General features: G+C 72.9%; 22 protein-coding genes and 1 riboswitch. Of the genes, 12 read left to right on the forward strand and 10 right to left on the reverse strand.

Annotated elements, in window-relative coordinates; genetic code table 11:
- Positions 1 to 36 precede the first annotated feature (36 nt).
- Entirely contained in the window at positions 37 to 636 is a 600-nt protein-coding gene (locus GA0070620_RS34210; protein WP_231922255.1) for an STAS domain-containing protein, read from the reverse strand.
- Positions 637 to 656: 20 nt separating this feature from the next.
- On the opposite strand from GA0070620_RS34210, the gene GA0070620_RS06350 reads away from it, so the two are divergent.
- From GA0070620_RS06350 to GA0070620_RS06360, 3 genes are all read left to right on the forward strand, one after another.
- Positions 657 to 1370, forward strand: a complete 714-nt coding sequence (locus GA0070620_RS06350) for an SMP-30/gluconolactonase/LRE family protein (protein WP_231922256.1) — start codon at positions 657 to 659, stop codon at positions 1368 to 1370.
- A 27-nt stretch (positions 1371 to 1397) separates the two neighbouring features.
- Positions 1398 to 2263 (forward strand): IS5 family transposase gene (locus GA0070620_RS06355; protein ID WP_157741751.1). Its coding sequence is split into 2 segments (ribosomal slippage): positions 1398 to 1731 and positions 1731 to 2263, totalling 867 coding nucleotides; the frame shifts between segments, so codons are not numbered across the junction.
- Between the two features lie 54 nt (positions 2264 to 2317).
- A complete protein-coding gene (locus tag GA0070620_RS06360) occupies positions 2318 to 2611 on the forward strand; it encodes a hypothetical protein (RefSeq protein ID WP_231922257.1) in 294 nt (97 codons plus the stop codon).
- Positions 2612 to 2692: 81 nt separating this feature from the next.
- Here the strand turns inward: GA0070620_RS06360 and GA0070620_RS06365 are convergent, their stop codons facing one another.
- Positions 2693 to 3958, reverse strand: a complete 1266-nt coding sequence (locus tag GA0070620_RS06365; RefSeq protein WP_091588994.1) for a L,D-transpeptidase — start codon at positions 3956 to 3958, stop codon at positions 2693 to 2695.
- Positions 3959 to 4682: 724 nt separating this feature from the next.
- Here GA0070620_RS06365 and GA0070620_RS06370 point away from each other — a divergent pair.
- Positions 4683 to 5654: a sugar phosphate isomerase/epimerase family protein gene (locus GA0070620_RS06370; protein ID WP_091588995.1), complete on the forward strand. Its 972-nt coding sequence runs from the start codon at positions 4683 to 4685 to the stop codon at positions 5652 to 5654.
- Between the two features lie 21 nt (positions 5655 to 5675).
- Positions 5676 to 7778 carry a PQQ-dependent sugar dehydrogenase gene (locus GA0070620_RS06375; protein ID WP_172836389.1) on the forward strand — a complete coding sequence of 701 codons (2103 nt, stop codon included), beginning with the start codon at positions 5676 to 5678 and terminating at the stop codon, positions 7776 to 7778.
- 49 nt (positions 7779 to 7827) lie between these two features.
- On the opposite strand, the gene GA0070620_RS06380 is transcribed toward GA0070620_RS06375, so the two are convergent.
- From GA0070620_RS06380 to pdhA, 3 genes are all read right to left on the reverse strand, one after another.
- Positions 7828 to 9198 carry a dihydrolipoamide acetyltransferase family protein gene (locus GA0070620_RS06380; protein ID WP_091588996.1) on the reverse strand — a complete coding sequence of 457 codons (1371 nt, stop codon included), beginning with the start codon at positions 9196 to 9198 and terminating at the stop codon, positions 7828 to 7830.
- A 76-nt stretch (positions 9199 to 9274) separates the two neighbouring features.
- Positions 9275 to 10297 carry an alpha-ketoacid dehydrogenase subunit beta gene (locus tag GA0070620_RS06385; RefSeq protein WP_172836561.1) on the reverse strand — a complete coding sequence of 341 codons (1023 nt, stop codon included), beginning with the start codon at positions 10295 to 10297 and terminating at the stop codon, positions 9275 to 9277.
- A complete protein-coding gene (gene pdhA, locus GA0070620_RS06390; RefSeq protein ID WP_172836560.1) occupies positions 10294 to 11493 on the reverse strand; it encodes a pyruvate dehydrogenase (acetyl-transferring) E1 component subunit alpha in 1200 nt (399 codons plus the stop codon). Before pdhA ends, GA0070620_RS06385 begins: the two co-directional genes overlap by 4 nt.
- A gap of 73 nt (positions 11494 to 11566) precedes the next feature.
- On the opposite strand from pdhA, the gene GA0070620_RS06395 reads away from it, so the two are divergent.
- Positions 11567 to 12073, forward strand: a complete 507-nt coding sequence (locus tag GA0070620_RS06395; protein WP_377520479.1) for an Lrp/AsnC family transcriptional regulator — start codon at positions 11567 to 11569, stop codon at positions 12071 to 12073.
- A 15-nt stretch (positions 12074 to 12088) separates the two neighbouring features.
- Here the strand turns inward: GA0070620_RS06395 and GA0070620_RS06400 are convergent, their stop codons facing one another.
- Together GA0070620_RS06400 and GA0070620_RS06405 are read right to left on the reverse strand one after the other, a co-directional pair.
- Complete coding sequence (locus tag GA0070620_RS06400) at positions 12089 to 13060, reverse strand: DNA polymerase domain-containing protein (RefSeq protein ID WP_091589000.1); 972 nt, start codon at positions 13058 to 13060, stop codon at positions 12089 to 12091.
- A 153-nt stretch (positions 13061 to 13213) separates the two neighbouring features.
- Entirely contained in the window at positions 13214 to 13444 is a 231-nt protein-coding gene (locus GA0070620_RS06405) for a hypothetical protein (protein ID WP_091598175.1), read from the reverse strand.
- A 154-nt stretch (positions 13445 to 13598) separates the two neighbouring features.
- On the opposite strand from GA0070620_RS06405, the gene GA0070620_RS06410 reads away from it, so the two are divergent.
- The 5 genes from GA0070620_RS06410 (at position 13599) to GA0070620_RS06425 (ending at position 17442) form a co-directional block, all read left to right on the forward strand.
- Complete coding sequence (locus GA0070620_RS06410; RefSeq protein ID WP_091589001.1) at positions 13599 to 14330, forward strand: histidine phosphatase family protein; 732 nt, start codon at positions 13599 to 13601, stop codon at positions 14328 to 14330.
- On the forward strand, positions 14314 to 15183 hold the full coding sequence (locus GA0070620_RS06415) for an NAD(P)H-hydrate dehydratase (RefSeq protein ID WP_091589002.1): 870 nt from the start codon (positions 14314 to 14316) through the stop codon (positions 15181 to 15183). Before GA0070620_RS06410 ends, GA0070620_RS06415 begins: the two co-directional genes overlap by 17 nt.
- A gap of 147 nt (positions 15184 to 15330) precedes the next feature.
- Positions 15331 to 15741 (forward strand): hypothetical protein, encoded by a 411-nt coding sequence (locus tag GA0070620_RS33485; RefSeq protein ID WP_231922258.1) that lies wholly within the window; start codon positions 15331 to 15333, stop codon positions 15739 to 15741.
- A complete protein-coding gene (locus tag GA0070620_RS06420) occupies positions 15732 to 16808 on the forward strand; it encodes a S8 family peptidase (protein ID WP_231922259.1) in 1077 nt (358 codons plus the stop codon). The genes GA0070620_RS33485 and GA0070620_RS06420 overlap by 10 nt, the downstream gene beginning before the upstream one ends.
- A gap of 133 nt (positions 16809 to 16941) precedes the next feature.
- The gene (locus GA0070620_RS06425) at positions 16942 to 17442 is read left to right on the forward strand and encodes a hemerythrin domain-containing protein (protein WP_091589003.1); all 501 of its coding nucleotides are present in this window, start codon (positions 16942 to 16944) and stop codon (positions 17440 to 17442) included.
- A gap of 78 nt (positions 17443 to 17520) precedes the next feature.
- Here GA0070620_RS06425 and GA0070620_RS06430 read toward each other — a convergent pair whose 3' ends face one another.
- Entirely contained in the window at positions 17521 to 18327 is an 807-nt protein-coding gene (locus GA0070620_RS06430) for an SDR family NAD(P)-dependent oxidoreductase (RefSeq protein ID WP_091589004.1), read from the reverse strand.
- Between the two features lie 154 nt (positions 18328 to 18481).
- A riboswitch (ZMP/ZTP riboswitch) is annotated at positions 18482 to 18571 on the forward strand.
- 20 nt (positions 18572 to 18591) lie between these two features.
- Here GA0070620_RS06430 and GA0070620_RS06435 point away from each other — a divergent pair.
- Complete coding sequence (locus GA0070620_RS06435) at positions 18592 to 20031, forward strand: glycine hydroxymethyltransferase (RefSeq protein ID WP_091589005.1); 1440 nt, start codon at positions 18592 to 18594, stop codon at positions 20029 to 20031.
- 83 nt (positions 20032 to 20114) lie between these two features.
- Here GA0070620_RS06435 and GA0070620_RS06440 read toward each other — a convergent pair whose 3' ends face one another.
- Positions 20115 to 20381, reverse strand: a complete 267-nt coding sequence (locus GA0070620_RS06440) for a hypothetical protein (protein WP_091589006.1) — start codon at positions 20379 to 20381, stop codon at positions 20115 to 20117.
- Positions 20382 to 20472: 91 nt separating this feature from the next.
- Positions 20473 to 21588, reverse strand: a complete 1116-nt coding sequence (locus GA0070620_RS06445) for an alpha-hydroxy acid oxidase (RefSeq protein WP_091598178.1) — start codon at positions 21586 to 21588, stop codon at positions 20473 to 20475.
- Between the last annotated feature and the right edge of the window lie 108 nt (positions 21589 to 21696).

Raw genomic sequence — 21696 nt, forward strand, 5'->3', positions numbered from 1 at the left:
ATGGCCAGCCGACGCGAAGGCCAGCCGACGCAGAGGTCAGGCGGCCAGCACCATCGGCTGCGCGGGCTGCGGCAGCGCGGCCGACGTGACGATGGGGACGAAGCGGTGCAGGCCGGAGACCCGGAGCACCTCGGTGACCATCGGGTCGGGATCGACCAGCAGCATCTCGCCCCCCTGGGCGCGGATCCGCAGGTGCGCGGCGACCAGCGCGCGCACCCCGGCGGCGGCGAGCAGCTGGACGCCGGAGAGGTGCAGCCGCAGCACCGGGCGGGAGGGCACGGCCCACAGGGCTGAGCGGAACGCCCCCACGGTGGCGCAGTCGATCTCGCCGACCGGGCGCACGTCGACGCCGTGGTCATCCACGCTGACCTGCACGTGGAACTTCTCGCCCCGCTTCTCCATGACCCCGAATCTAGCCGGCACCACCGACACTTTCACGGCTCGCGGGAGTGATTCCGGGTACGTCCAGGGTCGTACCCCGAGACACCCCGGATCCTCCTCCGGGCGCAGGTCGGGGCAGGTGTGCCGGGCCACACCGACCCCGGCGGGCACGCCGCCCGATCCCGCGCCGCCGACCCGGACGGCGCCGACGGCCACGCCGACGGCGACCGGCGCGCCGTGAGTCGACGGCGGCATCGGCGGGAGAGAATGTGTGGATGGTCGTTCCCCGTCCCCGACCGCCCCGCCTGATCCGACCGGTACGCGAGCCGGCCACCGTGCCGCCGCCGTTGACCGGCCCGTGGGCGCCCACCGACCGGCGGCTGGACCACGTCGACCTGCTCCCGCTGCCCGACGGCGCGGTCGGTCCCGAGGATGTGGTCGTCGACCCGTCCGGCCGGGTGGTGAGCGGGGACGAGGACGGACGGCTCTGGTGGTGGCCGGTCGACGCGCCGCCGGGCACCCGACCGCGACTGCTCGCCGAGACCGGCGGTCGGCCGCTCGGCATCGAGGTCGACCCGTCCGGCGGCGGTCTCGTGGTCTGCGACGCGTACCGAGGGCTGCTGCGGGTCACGCCCGACGGCGCCGTCCGCCAGCTGACCGGCACCGCGCCGCCGGTGCACCTGGCGAACAACGCGGCCGTCGCCCGGGACGGCACGATCTTCTTCACCGACTCGTCGGACCGGTTCCCCGTCTCGCACTGGAAGCGGGACCTGCTGGAGCACCGGCCGAACGGGCGGGTGCTCGCCTACCGGCCGGGCGGCGGACGCGCGGAGGTGGTCACGGAGGGGCTCTACTTCCCGAACGGGATCGCCCTGACCCCGGACGAGTCCGCGTTGATGCTGGTGGAGACGACCACGCACCGCCTGCTGCGGGTCGAGCTGCCCGGCGGTGCGGTGCGGGTCCTAGGGCGTGTCCTGCCGATCATGTAATGGTTGATCGTTAACGATGTGCCGGTGGTGCGTCGTGGTGAGCTGACCGATGAGGCGTGGGTGGTGATCGCGCCGCTGCTACCGGAACCTGGCGGAGCTCGGGGGCGGTGGCGGGATCACCGCCAGGTCATCAACGGGATCCTGTGGAAGCTACGCACGGGTGCGCCGTGGCGTGACCTGCCGGAACGCTTCGGGCCGTGGAAGACCTGCCACGAACGGCTGCGCCGCTGGACCGCTGACGGGACGTGGGATCGGATCCTGGCCGCCGCGCAGGTGCATGACGACGGCACACCGGTGCAGTGGACGATCAGCATCGACTCGTCGATCGTGCGGACGCACCAGCATGCCGCTGGCGCCCGCAAAAAGGGGGCTCCCCGACAAGTGCGGCGACGCCTGGTGCGCAAGATGGCGAGGCCATCGGCCGGTCCCGCGGCGGGTTGAGCACGAAGATCCACCTCGCGGTCGACGGACGCGGACGGCCGCTGTCGATCCTGCTCACCCCCGGCCAAGCCGGCGACAACCCGCAGCTCCTGGCGCTGCTGGACGCGATCCGCGTCAACGAGCCCGGGCCGGGTCGGCCCCGCAAGCGACCGGAGGTGCTGATCGCGGACAAGGGCTATGCACATGACTCGACCCGGCGAGCCCTGCGACAACGCGGGATCCGGCACGTCATCCCGGAACGCAGCGACCAGGTCGCTCGCAGGGCCGCCAAGGGCAGCCACGGCGGGCGACCACCGGCCTTCGACAAGGTGATCTACAAGAAGCGCAACGTCGTGGAACGCTGCTTCAACCGGCTCAAGCAGTGGCGTGACCTGGCAACGCGATACGCCAAACGCGCATCCCTCTACCGAGCCGGCCTCGTCCTGATCGCTGCCGTCATCTGGCTCCCATGATCGACAGGACACGCCCTAGCCGACCTGCCCGCGTACCCGGACAATCTCTCCGCGGTGGGCGACGGCACGTACTGGATCGCCCTGCCGAGCCCGCGCGTGCCGGTCGCGGAGCGGTTGTTGCCGCACCCGCGCCTGCGGCAGATCGCCGCGCTGCTGCCCGACGCGTGGCAGCCGCAGCCACGCCGCTACGGGTTGGTCGCCCTGGTCGACGGCTCCGGCACGGTCCGCCGCACCCTGCACGGCCCGCGTGGCGACTACTGGATGATCACCGGCGTACGCCAGCACGGCGAGCATCTCTGGCTCGGCAGCCTGCTCGGTCCCGGCGTGGCGCGCACCCCGCTGACCTGAGCGTCGGCTCCTCGGGGCCGCACGACGGTCCGGGCCGGCCCGCGTGACGCGGACCGGCCCGGTGTGGTTCGCCGATCGGGGTCAGCCGCCGCTGACCGAGGGCTGCGGGGCAGGCGAGCCGCCGGCGACCGCTCCCGGGTGGTTCGGGTGGGTCGGCGCCGGGCCGAGCCCGGCCGGCACCGGCAGGGCGCTGCCCTTGACGTACTGGTCCCAGCCGACGTTCCAGGCCGTCCAGCCGTTGCCCTCGGTCAGCGGCACCTCCGTGCCCTTGACCGTGACGAGATCGCCGACCTGGGTGATGTTCATCAGCCAGTCCGCCGCGGACGCGGAGACGTTGGTGCAGCCGTGCGAGACGTTGGTGCTGCCCTGGTCCCCCTCCGACCACGGCGCGCCGTGGATGAACTCGCCGCCCCAGGTGAGTCGCTGCGCGTCCTCGACGTCCACCACGTAGGGGTCGGCCGATCCTCGGGTGTCGAAGGTGGTGAACTGGTGCTTCTCCATGATCACCATCTTGCCGCTGGACGTCGGCGTGCTCGGCTTGCCGAGACTCACCGGGATCTTGCGGACCAGCTTGCCGTCGCGCAGCACCGACATCTGCTTGGTCGCGTTGTCGATCTCCAGCGACACCTGCCGTCCGATCTTCGAGGTGGCGGTGCGGTCCTCGTCGCCGACCAGGTCCTTGCCGATGGGCAGCCCGGTCAGGCCGGCCCGGACGCTGATCGTGGTGCCCGGTTTCCAGAAATCGGGCGCTCGGTAATAGACCTGACTGCCGTCGGACACCCAGGACCAGACCCCCGGCTGCGCGGGATTCGTCTTCACGAACAACCGACGCTGCACGTCCGCCCTTGCCTCTTTCGGAATGGGCGGGTCGAACGCCACGGTTACCGGCATGGCCGTGCCGTACGTCCGATTACCGGCGAAATAGAGTGTGCTGGTGACCGCCGGTTTGGTGGATTTCGGCAGCGTGGTGAAGGTCGTCTTGCGGGTGGTGGTCTTGCCCGAGTCACCGGTCGCGGTGACCTCGGCCGTGTACGTCCGCTTCGGCTGCAGCGGGCTGCTCGGCACCCACGACGACCCGTCCTCGCGCGGCTCCGCCTTGACCTCCTTGCCCTTGTCGTCCACGATCCGTACGCCGGTGACCCGCCCGCCGGCGACCTTCGTGCCCACCTCGGCGCTGATCGGCACGTCCTTCGCCTGGTCACCGGGTGTCACGGTCAACTCCGGCGGGGCGGCCTTACCCGCGCCGTGCTTGCCCTCGTGGCCCCCGTCGGCGGTGCAACCGACGAGGATCAGCGGAGCGGCCGCGACGGTAACCCCCAACAGCGTCAGACGCCGTCCCAACTTCATGATGCGCCCCCCCGTTTCCGCTTTCCCTCCGCCACATTCTCTCCAGTTCCGGCACGAGGGACCGGTCAATTCCCGAATAAAATCCGCAGCAATTATGGTCACCATTTTGCCGGGCTGCGCCGATTAGCCGACAATGATGTGCACCCGACCGGCCTGGGCCCGGATCGCCGCTACCGGCGGCGGGACGCCCGACACGACACCCTCGTCCGGTCCACCCCCGGCCGGTGCACCCCGGGGCCTTTGGCCCCGTCCAGCCCCCCTCCCCCACCGCCAGCCCCGTCCCAGCCCGATGATCAAGAGGTTTGCGTCAAGAACCCGCCCGCCGATGACGCAAAGCTCTTGATCACGGGGGCGAGGGTGAGGTGACGGCGGGGCGAAGGCGAGGCGGGGGCGGGGCGGGGGCGGGGCCGGGGGGCGGGGTGGGTGGGCCGGGGTGGGATGGGGGTGACTTTTGTTTTGGGCGGCGAAAGTTCTGCTGGGGGCGCCGAACCTTTGCCTTCGACCGGCACCAAGGGTAAGTTGACGATCAGATAGAAAGTTGCCCATCGGTCGATCCGCTGCCCGCCTTCGCGCCGCGTCCCACCCCTGGGCCCGTGCCGCATCCGCACGCCGACCACGACCGTCCCGCCGGAGCCCGTCTTCGGCCGGTCCGGCGCGCCCTGGCTCGGCAGCGGTCGACCCGGAACCGCCGGACCGCCACGTCCGGCAGGGAGGGAACACCACCATGGAGCAGAGCACAGGGCGGCCGGAGCCAGCCGAGCCGGTCAGCCGGCGCGGGTTGCTCCGCGCCGCGACCGTCTCGGCCGCCGCCGTCGGAGCCGCCGGCCTCTTCGGCGCCGAGGCCGCCGCGGCCGGCCACAGCGGCGAGAGCCACGGCGGCGGCGGGCACGGCGGCGGCCGGCGGCGGGTGCCGATCGACCGGATCAGCATCCAGCTCTACACCCTTCGCGACCAGCTCGCCGCCGACCTGCCCGGCACCCTCGCCGCGCTCCGGCGCTTCGGCTACCGGCGGGTCGAGCACGCCGGGTTCGTCGGCCGGACGGCGGCGGAGTTCCGCGCCGCCCTCGACCAGGCGGGCCTGCGCGCGACGTCGGGCCACACCGGGATCCCGCAGCCCTTCGACGCCGCCACATGGGAGCGCGCCCTCGCCGACGCCAACACCGTGGGCTGCCGCAAGATAGTGCACCCCTGGTTCGGGCTCGACTCGACCGGGCAGCCGATCCGTGACCCGCAGGTCTACCGGGCTCTCGCCCGCGACCTCAACCAGGCCGGCCGGCTGGCGGAACGGGCCGGACTGGAGTTCGGCTACCACAACCACCAGCTCGAATTCGTGCCGCTGACCAACGGGCAGACCGGTTTCGACATCCTCACCGGCGAGACCGATCCCCGGCTGGTCCACTTCGAGCTCGACCTGTTCTGGACCTGGCGCGGCGCTCAGGACCCGGTCGACGTCATCCGTGCCAACCGGGGCCGGATCCGCCAGGTCCACGTCAAGGACATGGACACCAACGCCAGCTTCGCCGACCTCGGCGACGGGCTCATCGACTTCGGCCGCATCTTCGCCCACGAGCGGGAGGCCGGCATCGAGGAGTACATCGTGGAGCGCGACGACGCCGGCACCCCGCCGCGCTCACCGGCCGACGCCCTGGACACCGCCCGCGTGGGATTCGACTACCTCGCGTCGCTCCGCTACTGACACGACTCTCGGGGGACCACCTTGAAGAAGAGGACCGCACTCCTGTCCGCCCTGGCGTTGGTCACCGCCGGGCTCGCCGCACCGACCTCTCCGGTCGTGGCGGCGCCCGCGCCGACGGCCGCACCGCCGGACTCCAGCTTCCAGAAGGTGACACTCAACGACTACCCCGGCGAGCCGATGAGCCTCGCCGTCCTGCCCGACCTGCGGGTGCTGCACACCGCCCGCACCGGAGAGGTACGCATCCACGACCCGCGTACCGGGCTGAACACCCTCGCCGCCGACGTGCCCGTCTACGAGCACGACGAGGAGGGCCTGCAGGGGATCGCCATCGACCCGGACTTCTCCCGCAACAAGTGGGTCTATCTCTACTACTCGCCGCCCATGAACACCCCCGTCGACGACCCGGCCACTCCGGACGTCAACGAGGGCGACGCACCGCTGGTCGGCACCGAGGCGGACTGGCAGCGCTTCCGGGGCGCGCTGCGGCTGTCCCGGTTCAAGCTCGAGGGCATGAAGCTGAACCTGGCCACCGAGCAGCGGATCATCGACGTCCCGGTGGACCGGGGCATCTGCTGCCACGTCGGCGGTCAGATCGAGTTCGACAGCAAGGGCAACCTCTACCTGTCGACCGGTGACGACACCAACCCGTTCTTCTCCGACGGTTACACGCCGATCGACGAGCGGGCCGACCGCAATCCGGCGTTCGACGCCCAGCGCACCTCGGGCAACACCAACGACCTGCGGGGCAAGCTGCTGCGGATCAAGGTGAAGCCGGGCGGCGGCTACACGGTGCCGGCGGGCAACCTGTTCAAGCCGGGCACGCCGAAGACCCGTCCCGAGATTTACGCGATGGGCCTGCGCAACGCGTTCCGGTTCGCCGTCGACCGGCGCACCGACGACGTCTACCTGGCCGACTACTCCCCCGACGCCGGGTCGGCGAACCCGGACCGGGGCCCGGCCGGGCACGGGCGGTGGATGTTGATCGACAAGCCGGCCAACTACGGCTGGCCGTACTGTGCCACCCCGAGCCTGCCGTACCGCGACTACGACTTCGCCACCGGCACCCCCGGCGCGTACTTCGACTGCAAGCGGCCGGTGAACGACTCGCCGCACAACACTGGTCAGCGTCGCCTGCCGCCGGTCGAGGCGCCGCAGGTCTGGTACCCGTCCGCCGCGTCCGGGGAGTTCCCGCAGCTCGGCACCGGCGGCATCGGCCCGATGGGCGGCCCGGCGTACGACTACGACGGCCGCAACACCTCCCGGACCAAGTGGCCCGCCTACTACGACGGGGTGCCGCTGTTCTACGAGTGGACCCGCGACTACATCAAGGAGTTCCGCCTCGACGACCGTGGCGAGGTGAGCGACATCCGCCCGGTGGTGCCGTCGCTGGTCGTGGACAACCCGATGGACCTGGAGTTCGGCCCGGACGGCGCACTGTACGTGCTGGAGTACGGCGACGGGTACTTCGCGGAGAACCCGGACGCGCAGCTGTCCCGGATCGACTTCGTGCGGGGCAACCGGACGCCGATCCCGGCCATCAGCGCCGAGCCGACCGCTGGACAGGCCCCGCTGACCGTACGGTTCTCCAGCGAGGGGACGGTCGACCCGGACGGTGACCGCCTGCGCTACGCCTGGGACTTCGACGCCGACGGCTCGGTCGACTCGACCGCGCCGAACCCGACGTGGACCTACCAGGCGAACGGCGCGTACAACCCGACGGTGAAGGTCACCGACAGCACCGGGCGGTCCGCCTCGGCGACCCTGCCGCTGCTGGTGGGGCCGCGGGCGCCGACGATCGAGTTCGTGACCCCGGTGGAGGGCCAGCCGTTCGAGTTCGGGCAGACGGTGGCGTTCCAGGTGAACGTCGTCGACGACCTGCCGGTGGACTGCTCGCGGGTCACGGTGACCTACATCCTCGGCCACGACGAGCACGGGCACCCGCTGTCGACCGCGTCCGGTTGCAGCGGCACGATCACCACGTTCATCGACGGCGGCCACGGCGGCGCCGACAACCTGACCGGGGTGTTCGTGGCGGAGTACACCGACGCGCCGACCGAGCCGGGCGTCCCGCCGCAGACCGCCACCGCCACGGTGGTGCTGCGTCCGGGCGGCGGCAGCAACTGATCGCCCCCGGCGGCGGCCCGGTGATCCGGGCCGCCGCCGGACTCGGCGGTCAGACGGCGGCGATCAGCAGCGCCGGCTGCTCGACGCAGTCGGCGACGTGCCGCAGGAACCCGCCGGCCACCCCACCGTCGCAGACCCGGTGGTCGAAGGTGAGGCTGAGCTGGGTCACCTTGCGGACCGCGAGCTGCCCGTCGACCACCCACGGCTTGTCCACGATCCGGCCCACCCCGAGCAACGCCGCCTCCGGGTGGTTGATGATCGGGGTGGAGCCGTCGACACCGAACACGCCGTAGTTGTTGAGCGTGAACGTGCCGCCGGTGAGCCGGGTCGGCGCCAGGGTGCCGGCCCGCGCGGCCGCGGTGGTCTCGGCCAGTTCGGCGGCGAGTTCGGCGGTGGTGAGCCGCTGCGCGTCGCGCAGCACCGGGACGACCAGGCCGCGGTCGGTCTGCGCGGCGATCCCCAGATGCACGCCGGCGGACTGGATGATCCGCTGGCCCTCGGTGTCCACCCGCGCGTTGAGCTGCGGGTAGCGGCGCAGCCCGGACAGGCAGATGCGGGCGAGCAGCGCCAGGATGCTGACCGGCCGCTCCGGTCGGGCGGCGTTGATCGCGGCCCGGGTCTCCAGCAGGCCGGTGGCGTCCACGTCGACCCAGATGGTGACCTCGGGAATCTCCCGCCGACTGCGGGAGAGCTTGTCGGCGATCGCCTTGCGGATGCCGGTCAGCGGCACGACCAGGTCCGCCCCGGCCGGGGACGGCGTGGTCGTGTCCGGGCGCGCCGGCACGGCGGCCAGCGGGGCCGCGGTGGCGGTGGCCACGGCCGCCTCCACGTCCGCCCTGCGGACGACGCCGCCCGGGCCGCTTCCGGTGAGGGTCGCCAGGTCCAGGCCGTGTTCCCGGGCCAACCGCCGGACGATCGGCGAGATCACCAGCGGGGCCGTACCGTTGCGGGCGACCGGCTCGGCGGCGCCCGTGAGCGCCGGGGCGACGCCCACCGGGTCGGACGCGACGACCGGCTCGGGCACCACCGCGAGCCGGGGACGGCGGCGTCGCCGTCCCGGACCGTGCCCGGTGCCGTAGCCGATCAGCACGTTGCCCGATCCGGCGCGCTCCTCCTCACGGTAGGTGGCGTGCCCGGCGGGCTCCGGGGCGCCGCCGCCGTCGGGCGCCGCGTCGCCGTCGAGCGCCGCGACGGTGATCAGCGGCTGGCCGACCGGACGCACCTCACCGGCCGCGCCGTGCAGCGCCACGACCCGTCCGGCGTACGGGCAGGGCACGTCCACGACCGCCTTGGCCGTCTCGACCTCGACCACGGTCTGGTCCACGGTCACCACGTCGCCGACCGCGACCCGCCACTCGACGATCTCCGCCTCGGTGAGCCCCTCACCGAGATCGGGCAGGAGAAAGACGCGTTCGCTCATGCCGACACCTCCCTGCGGTCGGCGTCGGCACGAGGCTCGACCGCCCTGCACCTCATGATCCGCTCGCTGCGCTCGCTCATGCCGCGCTGCCCTGGTGCGTGGGGACCCACCGGGCGTCGGGCTGGTCGTCCCACTGGAGCCGGGCGACCGCGTCGAGCACCCGGTCGACGCCGGGCAGGTGCGTGTGCTCCAGCATCGGCGCCGGGTAGGGGATGTCGAGCCCGGCGACCCGCAGCACCGGGGCGTGCAGGGCGTGGAAGCAGCGTTCCTGCACCCGGGCGGCGATCTCGGCGCCGACGCCGGCGAAGCCGGGCGCCTCCTGGATCACCACGCACCGGCCGGTCCGCCGTACCGAGGCGGTGATCGTCTCGTCGTCGAACGGCACGATGGTGCGGACGTCCACCACCTCGAGATCCCAGCCCTCCTCGCGGGCGGCCTCGGCGGCCTCCAGCGCGACCGGCACCGCCGGCCCGTACGCGACGAGGGTGGCGTCGCGGCCCGGGCGGCGCACGACCGCGCGGCCGAACGGCTCGGCCCGCGCCGGCAGCTCCGCGTCGGCGCTGGAGAAGTAGAGCTTCTTCGGCTCCATGAAGACCACCGGGTCCGGGTCGGCGATCGCCTCCCGCAGCAGCGAGTACGCGTCGGCGACGGTCGCCGGGGTGACGACCTTCAGGCCGGGGGTGTGCGCGTAGTACGCCTCGCTGGAGTCGCAGTGGTGCTCGACACCGCCGATGCCGCCGGCGTAGGGAACCCGGATGACGATCGGCACGCTGAGCGCGCCGCGCGTGCGGTTGCGCAGCTTCGCGACGTGCGAGGCGATCTGCTCGAACGCCGGGTACGCGAAGGCGTCGAACTGCATCTCGACCACCGGCCGCAGCCCGGACATGGCCAGGCCGACCGCGAAGCCGACGATACCGGCCTCGGCGAGCGGGGTGTCGAAGCAGCGCTTGTCGCCGAACCGGGCCTGCAGGCCGTCGGTGATGCGGAAGACGCCGCCGAGTGCGCCGACGTCCTCGCCGAAGACGACGACCCGCTCGTCCTCGGCCATCGCGTCGGCGAGCGCCGTGTTGAGCGCCTTCGCCATGGTGGTGGCCATCAGGCGTCCCCCTCCTGCTCGGCCGCGGCCAGCTCGGCGCGGACCTGTTCCCGCTGCTCCACGAGCTGCGGCGTCGGCTCGGCGTAGACGTGGTCGAAGAGGCTGAGCGGATCCACCGTGGGCTGGGCGTTCATCCGCTCGCGCAGCGCCGCCGCGTACGCCTCGGCCTCCGCCGCGATCGCGGCGACCGCGTCGTCGTCCAGCTCGCCCCGCGTCCGCAGGTAGGTCTCCAGCCGGCTGATCGGGTCCCGGTCCCGCCAGGCGTCGACCTCGGCGCCGTCGCGGTAGCGGGTGGCGTCGTCGGCGTTGGTGTGCGGCTCCATCCGGTAGGTGTGCGCCTCCACCAGGAACGGCCCGTTGCCGGCCCGGGCGTGCTCGACCGCGCGGGTGAGCACGGCCAGCACGGCGACGGGGTCGTTGCCGTCGACCTGCTCGCTGGGCACGCCGTACCCGACGCCCTTATACGCCAGCGACGGCGCGGCGGTCTGCCGGGACAGCGGCACGCTGATGGCGTACCGGTTGTTCTGCACGAAGTAGACCACCGGCGCCTTGAACACCGCCGCGAAGTTGATCCCCTCGTGGAAGTCGCCCTCGCTGGTCGCGCCGTCACCGATGAAGGCCAGCGCCACCGTGTCGCGCCCCTGGTACGCCTCGCCGTAGGCCAGGCCCGCGGCGTGCACGCACTGGGTGGCGAGGGGGGTGCACTGCGGCGCGGTGTGCCGGGCGGCCGGGTCGTACCCGCAGTGCCAGTCGCCGCGCAGCAGGGTCAGCACCTCGACCGGGTCGAGGCCCCGGGAGACCAGCGCCATCGACTCCCGGTAGGTCGGGAAGACCCAGTCGGTGTCGCGGACGGCGAGCATCGCGCCGACCTGGCAGGCCTCCTGGCCGCGGGCGGACGGGTAGACGGCCAGCCGGCCCTGCTTGGTGAGGGCGGTGGACTGGGCGTCGAACCGGCGGCCGACGACCATGCGGCGGTACATCTCGCGCAGGGCGTCGGCGGGCGGCTCGGGATAGTCGGTGCGGGCGGGCAACGGCGTGCCGCTCGGGTCGAGCAGGCGCACCGGCTCCGCGCCGGGCAGCAGCGGACGGGCCGGGTCGGCGGGGGTGGTGGCGGACCGGCGGGTGCGCGTGGATGCCCTGCGGACCGCCTGGGGTGTGGTCGTCACGGCGGGGACCTCCTGGACGTGTGGTGGCCCTATGCTCCTGCGTGTCGGATGTTTTGCTCAAGATCCACAGCAAACGTGGGACCAATGGCACTCAGGAGGGGCTTCGGTGAGCCAGGAGACCAGCCCGGAAGCGACGCCGGAGGGCGGGACGGGACGAACGGTCCGCCCCCTGGACGAGGTCGACCGGCGGATCCTCGACGAGCTGGTCCGGGACGGCCGCACCTCGGTCCGCACCCTCGCCGAGCGGATCCACATCTCCCGCACCAACGCGTACGCCCGGGTCGAACGGTTGCTGCGCGACGGGGTGATCACCGGGTTCCGGGCGCAGGTCGCCCCGGAGCCGGCCGGGCTCGGCACGTCGGCGTACATCGCGCTGACCATCCAGCAGAACACCTGGCGGGAGGTGTCGGCGGAACTGGCCGGCGTGCCCTACATCGAGCACGCCGCGCTGCTCGGCGGCGAGCACGACGTCCTGGCCCTGGTGCGCGCGCCGGACAACGCGGCCCTGCGGGACGTCGTGCTGGGCCGGATCCAGGGCATCCCCGGTGTGCTGTCGACCCGCACGTGGCTGGTCTTCGAGGAGTTCGACGGCACCCGCACCCCCTGGGCGTGACCCGCGGTTCGTGGCTCACCGCTCGGGTGGCGCCTCCAGCCCCTCCCGGTCGGCCAGCTCCAGCAGCGGTTCCAGCGAGAAGCGCCGCTCGTCCAGACCGGCGTGCGGGTCGCCGCGCTCGGCGAACCGGGCCGGCATCGAGACCACGTCGAAGTCCTCCGGGCGGGCCGCGTCCAGCTCGGCCCAGTCCAGCGGCGCGGAGACCAGCGCCCGCGGCGTCGGCCGGATGGAGTACGCCGAGGCCATCGTGTGGTCCCGGCTCATCTGGTTGTAGTCCACGAAGACCGGCCGGTCCCGCTGCTCGCGCCACCAGGTGGTGGTGACCAGGTCCGGCAGGCGGCGCTGCATCTCGCGGCCCAGCGCCAGCACCGCCCGACGGCAGTCGCCGAAGCCCCAGCGCGGCTCGATGGACAGGTAGATGTGCAGCCCCCGACCGCCGGTGGTCTTGGGGTAGCCGGTCAGGCCAAGCTCGCCCAGGAAGGCACGCACCTCGTGGGCCACCGGCACCACCTGGGCGAAGTCGACGCCGGGCATCGGGTCGAGGTCGATCCGCAGCTGGTCGGGGCGCTCCACGTCGGCGGCGGAGACGGGCCACGGGTGGAAGCGCAGGGTGCCCAGGTTGGCAGCCCAGATCACCACGGCCAGCTCGCTGGGCGCGACCTCGTCGGCCGTACGCCCGCTGGGGAACGTGATGTGGGCGGTGCGCACCCAGTCGGGCGCCCCGGCCGGAAGCCGCTTCTGGTAGAAGGCGTCGCCCCGGTTGTCCTGCCGGGTGCCGATCTTCGCGCCCTCGAAGACCCCGCGCGGCCACCGCTCCAGCATCGTCGGCCGGTCCCGCAGGGCCCGCAGGACGCCGTCGCCGACCGCCAGGAAGTAGCGGACGACGTCGAGCTTGGTCAGCCCGCGTTCCGGGAAGTAGGGCTTGTCGGGGCTGGAGACGCGGACCACCCGCTCCCCGACCTGGATCTCCTCGGCAGCGCCCGCCACGCCCCCGAGGGTACGACGCGCGGCCGCCCCGGGTGGGTCACCCGCGCGCCGCCACGCAGCGGGACGGCGTTACGACGTCGACCCGGGCACCGGGCGCAGGCGCCCGACGGCCGGGCGGAACCGCGTGGTCCGCCCGGCCGATGACCTCGTCGGTCAGCGCTTCTCCTGCTGCATGCGGGCCATCAGCATCTGCTTGCCCTGGTCACCCGCCTTGCGGTTGTTGTCCTGAATCTTGCGGAACCAGTCGGCCAGTTCGCTGTCCCCGCGCTGCTCCGCGTCGTCGATGTACGTCTGCATGCGGTAGACGTGTTCCAACGACATCTGCAGCGTCTTGATGAGGTCGTAGTTCTTGTCCTTGACCGGGCTCATCTGTTCCTTGGTCATGGTGGCCACGGCATACCTCCCCCTGATCGGCTCGTGGACCCGGCGCTTACCCGACCTCGCCGGCTTCACGCCCGCACCACCCGCGGCCGACGGCCGGCGGCCGGCGGCCCCGGGCGGCGGTTATCCCGCCCTGCGCCCGGGTAGGGGTTGGCGCATGGCGGAACTGGCAGCCCTCTGGATCGTCCGGCACGGCGAGAGCACGGCGAACGTGGCCGCGGCCCACGCCGAGTCCACGGGCGCCGAGCTGATCGGCCTCAGCCACCGGGACGCCGACGTGCCGCTCTCCCCCACCGGGGAGGACCAGGCCCGCGCCACCGGACGGTGGCTCGCCGGGCTGCCTCCGCACCGGCGTCCCGACGTCGCGGTGGTCTCGCCGTACCTGCGGGCGGTCCGCACCGCCGAGCTGGCCCTCGACGGCACCGGCGTACCGGTCAGCCGGGACGAGCGGCTGCGCGACCGGGAGCTGGGCATCCTCGACGGGCTGACCGCGCACGGGGTACGCGCGCGCTTCCCGGACGAGGCGGCGCGGCGGACCCGGCTCGGCAAGTTCTACTACCGGCCGCCCGGCGGTGAGGCCTGGACCGACGTCGCGCTGCGGTTGCGCGCGCTCCTCGGCGACCTGCGCCGCGACCACGAGGGCGAACGGGTGTTGCTCTTCGGTCACGACGCGCTCGTGTTCATGCTCCGCTACCTGGTGGAGGGGTTGACCGAGGAGGAGCTGATGGCGCTCACCCGGCAACACGTGATCGCGAACTGCTCGATCACCGGCTGGTCCGCCGACGACACCGGACGACTCACTCTCGACGTGTTCAACGACATCGGTCACCTGCACCGGCAGGGCGCCCGGCCGACCCGGGAGGACGAGGTCCATGCCGAACCGGTCTGACACCAAGGTGATCACTCCCGCCCTGCTGCGCGACTGGGCGCTGCCCGTGCCGTCGGGCGGCAAGGACGCCCGGGGCACCGTGCTGGTGGTCGGCGGGTCCCGCTTCACGCCGGGCGCGGTGCTGCTGGCCGGGGTCGCCGCCCTGCGGGCCGGGGCCGGGGTGCTCCAGCTGGCCACCGCCGAGTCCACCGCCGCCGCGCTGAGCATCCAGGTGCCCGAGGCGCTCGTGGTGGGGCTGCCCGAGACCAGCGCCGGCGCGGTCGCCGGCCGCTCCGGTGACCGGCTCTCCGACCTCGTCGCCGAGGCCGACGTGGTGGCCGTCGGTCCGGGGCTCAACGACATCGACGAGACGCTGCGGCTGCTGCACGTGGTGTGCGACGCGGCCCCGTCGGACACGGCGCTGGTGCTCGACGCGTACGCGCTGGGTGCGCTCAGCCACGAGCCGGGCCTGCTGGTCGGCGCGGGCCGTCCGGTGGTGCTCACCCCCAACCTCACCGAGGCTCGGCACCTGCTCGGCCGGGACGTGGGCGAGGACCTGGACGCCGAGGCGGCCGAGCTGGCCGACCGGTACGACGCCGTCGTCTCGCTGTTCGGGCACGTCGCCGACCCCGACGGCGGGAGCTGGCGGGAGGAGAGCGGCGACGCCGGGCTCGGCACGTCGGGCAGTGGCGACGTGCGCTGCGGCCTGCTCGCCGGGCTGCTCTCCCGCGGCGCACGGCCGGCGCAGGCGGCCTGCTGGGCGGCGTTCGCGCACGCCGTGAGCGGCCAGCGGCTGGTCCCGCAGTACGGCCGGATCGGGTTCCTGGCCCGTGAGCTGCTCGCCGAGATCCCGCACACCATCGCCACGGTCTGACACCCTTTGTCCGACGCGGCCGCAGGGTGTAACGCGGCATCGACGTGCCGCGCTGTTCCGGGCGGAGGCGGCGCCCTGTCCGCCTCCCGCCGGGGCCCCTCGCGGTGCGTCGCCCGGCGGAGAACAGCCCTGGGAGTCTGTGTGAAGGTGAGCCATCGCAAGACACTCGCCGCGGCGTCCGCGCTGACGCTCGGCATCGGCCTCGCCGTGACCGGCGGGCCGGCGCCGGCGGCCTCCGCCGCCGGCGCGGAGACCACGTTCCTCGTCCTCGCCCCGCAGGGTGCGAAGACGGACCGGGCGGCGGCCCGGGTGGCGGCCGCCAACGGCACGGTGGTCGCCCGTTACGACCAGATCGGCGTCCTCGTGGCCCGCTCGACCGATCCGGCGTTCGCCACGGCCGTCGCCGGTGCCGGGGTCGACTCGGTCGCCGCCACGACCGGCCTGGGCAGCGCCCTGGACGAGGGCGAGACCGTCGAGGTCGCGGCGGCCGACGCCGTGACCGCCACGGCGGACCCGACGGGCGAACCGCTGTCGCCCAGCAGTGGGACATGCCGATGATCGGTGTCCCGCAGGCGCACGCCGTCAACGCGGGCAGCCCGGACGTGCTGGTGGGCGTGCTCGACAGCGGCATCTCCAGCAGCCACCCCGACCTGGCCGGCCAGATCGCCAAGGACAAGAGCGCGTCCTGCGTCGGCGGGGTCGTCGACACCACCGAGGCGGCCTGGAACCCCACCACCTCGGACCACGGCACGCACGTCGCCGGCACCATCGCCGCCGCCGTCAACGGCCTCGGCGTCACCGGCGTCGCCCCCGGCGTGAAGGTGGCCGCCGTGAAGGTCGTCAACGACGACGGCTACATCTTCCCGGAGGCGGCGGTCTGCGGGTTCGTCTGGGCCGCGGAACACGGGATGCAGCTGACCAACAACAGCTACTACATCGATCCGTGGGAGTTCAACTGCCGCAACGACGCGCGTCAGCGCCCGGTGTGGCAGGCCGTGCAGCGGGCCATCCGCTACTCGGCGAGCAAGGGAGTGCTGAACGTGGCCTCCGCCGGCAACTCCAACGTCGACCTCCAGCACAAGACCGTCGACGCCGGCAGCCCCAACAACGGCACCCCGGAGGTACGGGAGGTCAACAGCGCCTGCCTCGACCTGCCGGCCGAGGCGCCGGGCGTGCTGACCGTCTCGGCGGCGGGCCCGACCGGGGAGAAGAGCTACTACTCGTCGTACGGGCAGGGCGTGGTCGAGGTGGCGGCTCCGGGTGGCGACAGCCGGTTCCGCACCCGGGGCGTCAGCGGGACGGCAGCCGACCAGATCCTGTCGACGACCTTCAACACCGTCACCCGCACCAACGGGTGGGGCTACAAGCAGGGCACCTCGATGGCCAGCCCGCACGCCACCGGCGTCGCGGCCCTGGCGCTCTCCGCCCACCCGGGCATGAACCCCGGCCAACTGTCCGCGTTCCTGCAGAACACCGCGGTGGCGCAGGCCTGCCCCGAGGGCGTCTACAACCCGGCGCCGCTGCACCCCGACGGACCGCACGCCTACGACGCCACCTGTGCCGGTGGCGCCCGTAACGGGTTCTACGGCGCGGGCATGGTGAGCGCCTACAACGTGGTGAAGTAGCACCCGGCACGACCCCGCAGGGGCCCGGCGCGTCGGCGCCGGGCCCCTCCTCTTTCGAGGGACGGCTGTTTCCCCTGTTCACCGGCGGGGTAGGGGAACGATCACCCCGAGCCACAACCGAGGAGGTCAGCCGGTGTCGACCGATGCCATCGTCCTGCTGAAAGAGGACCACAAGGAGATGCGCCGCCTGTTCAAGGCCTTCCAGGACGCCGAGGAGGGGCCGGCGAGCCAGCGGCAGAAGCTGGTGGGCGAGATCGTGGAGGCCCTGACGGTGCACACCTACCTGGAGAACGAGGTGATGTACCCGGAGGTCCGCCGGCTCCTGCCGGACCTGGAGGACGAGATCCTCGAGTCGTACGAGGAGCACCACGTGGCGGACGTGCTCTGCGCGGAGCTGTTCGCGATGGACGCCGAGGACGAACACTTCAACGCCAAGACGACGGTGCTGATCGAGAACGTGTTGCACCACGTCGAGGAGGAGGAGCAGGAGTGGTTCCCGAAGGTGCGGGAGGCTCTCGGCCGCAAGCAGCTCCAGGAGATCGGTGAGCGGATGATCGCGCTGCGTGCCGACGCCCCGCGCAAGCCGACCGACGCGAAGGCCGTCAAGAAGGCCCTGGACGCGGTGACCGCCTGACCGCGCCACCCACGCGCGAGGGGCCCGGCGACCGCGCCGGGCCCCTCGCGTCGTCGGCCCCTCGGTGTGGCGTCGCGGTCAGTCCGCCGAGCCGGGCTCGGCCATCCTGCGGTGCTGCTCCGACTTGAGCCGGTCCGGCACGATCTTGCCGACGGCGGTCTGCACCTTGTTGCGCAGCGAGCCGGCGGTCACCGTCTGGTCCCCCCTCATCAGCGCGGCGAAACCCTGCTCGGCGACCGTACGCGGGTCGTCCTTGTGCCCGGTGGCGACGCGGGTGTCCGTCATCTCCGCCCGGTCGAAGAACGCGGTGTCGGTCGGACCGGGCAGCAGCGAGGTCACCGTGACCCCGGTGTCCTTCAGTTCGTTGCGCAGCGCCTCGGCGAAGGACTGGACGAACGACTTCGACCCGTTGTAGACCGCCTGGAACGGACCCGGCATGGTCGAGGCGATCGACGAGGTGAACAGGACCCGGCCGCTACCCCGCCGCACCATCCCGGGCAGGATCCGCTTCGCCAGGTGCACGGTCGAGCGTACGTTCAGGTCGACCACGGCGAGTTCGTCGGCCAGGTCGGTGCCGCCGACGAAGGCGCCGCCGGCGCCCCGCCCGGCGTTCAGCGCCAGCGCGTCGACCGGCCGCCCGGTGGCCGCCACCGCCGCCGCCAACTCCTCCACCCCGTCGGCCCGGGTCAGGTCCACCCGGACCGGCTGGACGCGGGGGCCGCCGTCGCGGCGCAGCTTGTCCGCGGCCGCCTCGATCCCGTCGTCCTCGGCGGCGACGACCAGGTCGAAGCCGTGCTCGGCGAACTGCACGGCCAGCTCGTACCCGATGCCCCTGGACGCCCCGGTCACCACGGCGAGGGGCCGCTCGCTGCTCGGTGTGCTCATGGTCCTGACTCCTTCCGTCCGGGCGTCCGACCCGACCCGCACCGGTGCCGCGGCCCGCCCGCTACCGGTGTGCCCCGTGGCCGGCCGCCCAACCCCGTCCCGGCCGCGCCGTCGAGGTCGGCCCGGGTCCCGAGGTCGGTTACCGGTAGGATCGTCGGCGGGCCGTGACTGGCGCGTGGGGATGGAGAACCATCGGGGAGCGGCCCCGTCATGAGGACGTCTGCCGAGCGCCTGGGCCTTCCGTACGTCAGTAGGAGGTCTCGCATGTCGTCGCCGAACGCCGAATCCACCGCCTTCCGCAGCGCACTCGAAGTGATCCGTGCCGTCGAGCCCCGGGTGGCCGACGCCATCGGCACGGAGCTCGCCGACCAGCGCGAGTCGCTCAAGCTGATCGCCAGCGAGAACTACGCCTCCCCCGCCACCCTGCTGGCGATGGGCAACTGGTTCAGCGACAAGTACGCCGAGGGCACCGTCGGCCGGCGCTTCTACGCCGGCTGCCAGAACGTCGACACCGTCGAGGCGCTCGCCGCCGAACACGCCCGGGAGCTGTTCGGTGCCCCGCACGCGTACGTGCAGCCGCACTCCGGCATCGACGCCAACCTGGTGGCGTTCTGGGCGATCCTGGCCGACCGGGTGGAGGCGCCGGCGCTGAAGAAGGCGCAGGCCCGCCAGGTCAACGACCTCACCGAGGCGGACTGGTTCGCGTTGCGCCGGGAGCTGGGCAACCAGCGGATGCTCGGCATGTCGCTGGACGCCGGCGGCCACCTCACCCACGGCTTCCGCCCCAACATCTCCGGCAAGATGTTCGACCAGCGCAGCTACGGCACCGACCCGGCCACCGGCCTGATCGACTACGACAAGGTGGCCGAGGCGGCGCGGGAGTTCAAGCCGCTGATCCTGGTGGCGGGCTACTCCGCGTACCCGCGGAAGGTCAACTTCCGGATCATGCGGGAGATCGCCGACTCGGTCGGCGCCACCTTCATGGTCGACATGGCGCACTTCGCCGGGTTGGTCGCCGGCAAGGTGTTCACCGGCGACTTCGACCCGGTGCCGCACGCGCACATCGTCACCACCACCACCCACAAGTCCCTGCGCGGCCCGCGCGGCGGCATGGTGCTCTGCCAGCCGGAGCTGGCCGACCAGGTCGACCGCGGCTGCCCGATGGTGCTCGGCGGCCCGCTGCCGCACGTGATGGCCGCGAAGGCGGTGGCGCTGGCCGAGGCGCGCCGCCCGGACTTCGCCGACTACGCCCAGCGGATCGTCGCCAACGCCCAGGCGCTCGCCGAAGGGCTGCTGCGCCGGGGAGCCACCCTGGTCACCGGCGGCACGGACAACCACCTGGCGATCATCGACGTCACGTCGTACGGGCTGACCGGCCGGCAGGCCGAGCAGGCGCTGCTCGACTCTGGCATCGTCACCAACCGCAACTCGGTGCCGCAGGACCCGAACGGCGCCTGGTACACCTCCGGCATCCGTATCGGCACCCCCGCGCTCACCACCCGTGGCCTGGGCACCGCCGAGATGGACCAGACCGCCGAGCTGATCCACACCGTGCTGAGCCAGACCGGCCCCGGCGCCAACGCTGACGGCACCCCGTCCAAGGCCAAGTACGTGCTCGACCCGGCCGTCGCCGACAAGGTTTCCCGCCAGGCCGCCGAGCTGCTGACCGGCTTCCCGCTCTACCCGATGGTCGACCTCACCTGACCCACCCTTGTTGATCAAGAGGTTCGCGTCACCATCCGGCGATTCCGTGACGCGAACCTCTTGATCACCGGGGTCAGGGCGGGTCAGGGGCGGGCCAGGGGGCGCTTCAGGTGGTAGCGGTGCACCTCGGTGCTGCCCTGCACGTTGTTCACGTCCTCCGCCGCCGACACCAGCTCCCACCCGTCCCGGCCCACCCGGTTGAGGTGGGCGACGGCGGTGTCCCCGTACGCCGTGATGTCCGTGCGGGACCCGTCGGGCCCGTACCAGACGAACGAGACGTGGAAATTGCGGCCCTGTCCCTGATAGCGGCGGACGAGCAAGGCGTACTCCCAGGCAACCATGGGGCCCATTATGACCGTCCATCCAGGACACCGGAACGGCGGCGGTCGCGCTTTGCCACGCGGTGAACGCGATGTGTCAACCCGGAGCCGGCGACGGTCGTCAGCCCACCGGGACGGTCCGCAGCTCCCGGGCGGCGGCCGCGTCGGCGCACCCGGCCAGCGCCAGCGCGTCGCGCAACTCCCCGGCGAGCAGGTCCAGCGCGGTCTCGGCCCCGGGCCGGCCGCCCACGGCGAGGGCCCAGATCAGCGGTCGACCGACCAGCACGCCGGTGGCGCCGAGCGCCAGCGCCCGCAGCACGTCGGTGCCGCTGCGGACCCCGCTGTCCAGGAACACCTCACACCGGTCGCCGACGGCCTCCACCACCTCCGGAAGCATGGTGACGCTGGCCGGCGCCCCGTCGAACTGCCGGCCGCCGTGGTTGGAGACCACCACCGCGTCCGCGCCGGCCCGCACCGCGTCCCGCGCGTCCCGGGGATCGAGCACACCCTTCACCACCAGCGGCAGGTCGATGTGCTCGCGCAGCCAGGCCAGGTCCGCCCAGCGCAGCGCCGGGGCGAAGTCCGCGCCGGAACGCGCCGGGACCGGCGACACGCCCGGGGTGCCGCCGTGGGCCAGGTCGTGCCGGCCGTTGGGCAGGTTCGCGGCGGTCACCCCGGGCGGCAGCCGGAACGCGTTGCGCAGGTCCCGGAAGCGCCGGCCCAGCACCGGCACGTCCACGGTGACCACCAACGCCCGGCAACCCGCGCCCCGCACCCGGGCGAGCAGGTCCCGCACCAGCTCCCGGTCCCGCAGCCAGTAGAGCTGGAACCAGACCTCCGCCCCGCTCGCCGCCACCTCCTCGATCGGCACGCTGCCCAACGTGCTGGCCACGTACGGGACGCCGGCCGCGCCGGCCGCCGCCGCCAACGCCAGCTCCCCGTCGGGATGCACGAGCCGCTGGTACGCGATCGGGGCCACCCCCACCGGCATCGCGTACCGGCGGCCCAGCAGTGGGGTGGTGAGGTCCGGCACCTCCACGCCCCGCAGTACACGCGGCAGCACCCCCACCCGGTCGAGGGCGCGCCGGTTGGCGGTGAGCGTGACCTCGCCGCCGCTGCCCCCGGCGACGTAGTCCCACACCTGCTCCGGGAGGACCGCGCGGGCCCGCTCGGCGAAGTCGGCCAGGCACACCGGCGGCGCACCGGCCGGCAGGTCGGTCACGATCGGCTCGGCCACCACGCGGCACCTCCTGGGCAGGCTCGGAGCCAGGAAGTCTGCCGCCGCCCCGAGCGGGCCGTCAATCGCCCTGACGGCGGTAAACCGATTGCCCGCGCGGTGCGACCC

Origin of the sequence: Micromonospora krabiensis, from assembly GCF_900091425.1 — a bacterium.
GTDB classification, from domain to species: Bacteria; Actinomycetota; Actinomycetes; order Mycobacteriales; family Micromonosporaceae; genus Micromonospora; species Micromonospora krabiensis.

What these genes read in the sequence shown, in the direction of transcription:
- GA0070620_RS34210 (WP_231922255.1), bottom strand. Translation starts at nt 636, where the DNA reads ATGCCGCCGTCGACTCACGGCGCGCCGGTCGCCGTCGGCGTGGCCGTC.
- GA0070620_RS06350 (WP_231922256.1), top strand. Translation starts at nt 657, where the DNA reads ATGGTCGTTCCCCGTCCCCGACCGCCCCGCCTGATCCGACCGGTACGC.
- GA0070620_RS06365 (WP_091588994.1), bottom strand. Translation starts at nt 3,958, where the DNA reads ATGAAGTTGGGACGGCGTCTGACGCTGTTGGGGGTTACCGTCGCGGCC.
- GA0070620_RS06370 (WP_091588995.1), top strand. Translation starts at nt 4,683, where the DNA reads ATGGAGCAGAGCACAGGGCGGCCGGAGCCAGCCGAGCCGGTCAGCCGG.
- GA0070620_RS06380 (WP_091588996.1), bottom strand. Translation starts at nt 9,198, where the DNA reads ATGAGCGAACGCGTCTTTCTCCTGCCCGATCTCGGTGAGGGGCTCACC.
- GA0070620_RS06405 (WP_091598175.1), bottom strand. Translation starts at nt 13,444, where the DNA reads ATGACCAAGGAACAGATGAGCCCGGTCAAGGACAAGAACTACGACCTC.
- GA0070620_RS06410 (WP_091589001.1), top strand. Translation starts at nt 13,599, where the DNA reads ATGGCGGAACTGGCAGCCCTCTGGATCGTCCGGCACGGCGAGAGCACG.
- GA0070620_RS06415 (WP_091589002.1), top strand. Translation starts at nt 14,314, where the DNA reads ATGCCGAACCGGTCTGACACCAAGGTGATCACTCCCGCCCTGCTGCGC.
- GA0070620_RS06420 (WP_231922259.1), top strand. Translation starts at nt 15,732, where the DNA reads ATGCCGATGATCGGTGTCCCGCAGGCGCACGCCGTCAACGCGGGCAGC.
- GA0070620_RS06430 (WP_091589004.1), bottom strand. Translation starts at nt 18,327, where the DNA reads ATGAGCACACCGAGCAGCGAGCGGCCCCTCGCCGTGGTGACCGGGGCG.
- GA0070620_RS06435 (WP_091589005.1), top strand. Translation starts at nt 18,592, where the DNA reads ATGTCGTCGCCGAACGCCGAATCCACCGCCTTCCGCAGCGCACTCGAA.
- GA0070620_RS06440 (WP_091589006.1), bottom strand. Translation starts at nt 20,381, where the DNA reads ATGGGCCCCATGGTTGCCTGGGAGTACGCCTTGCTCGTCCGCCGCTAT.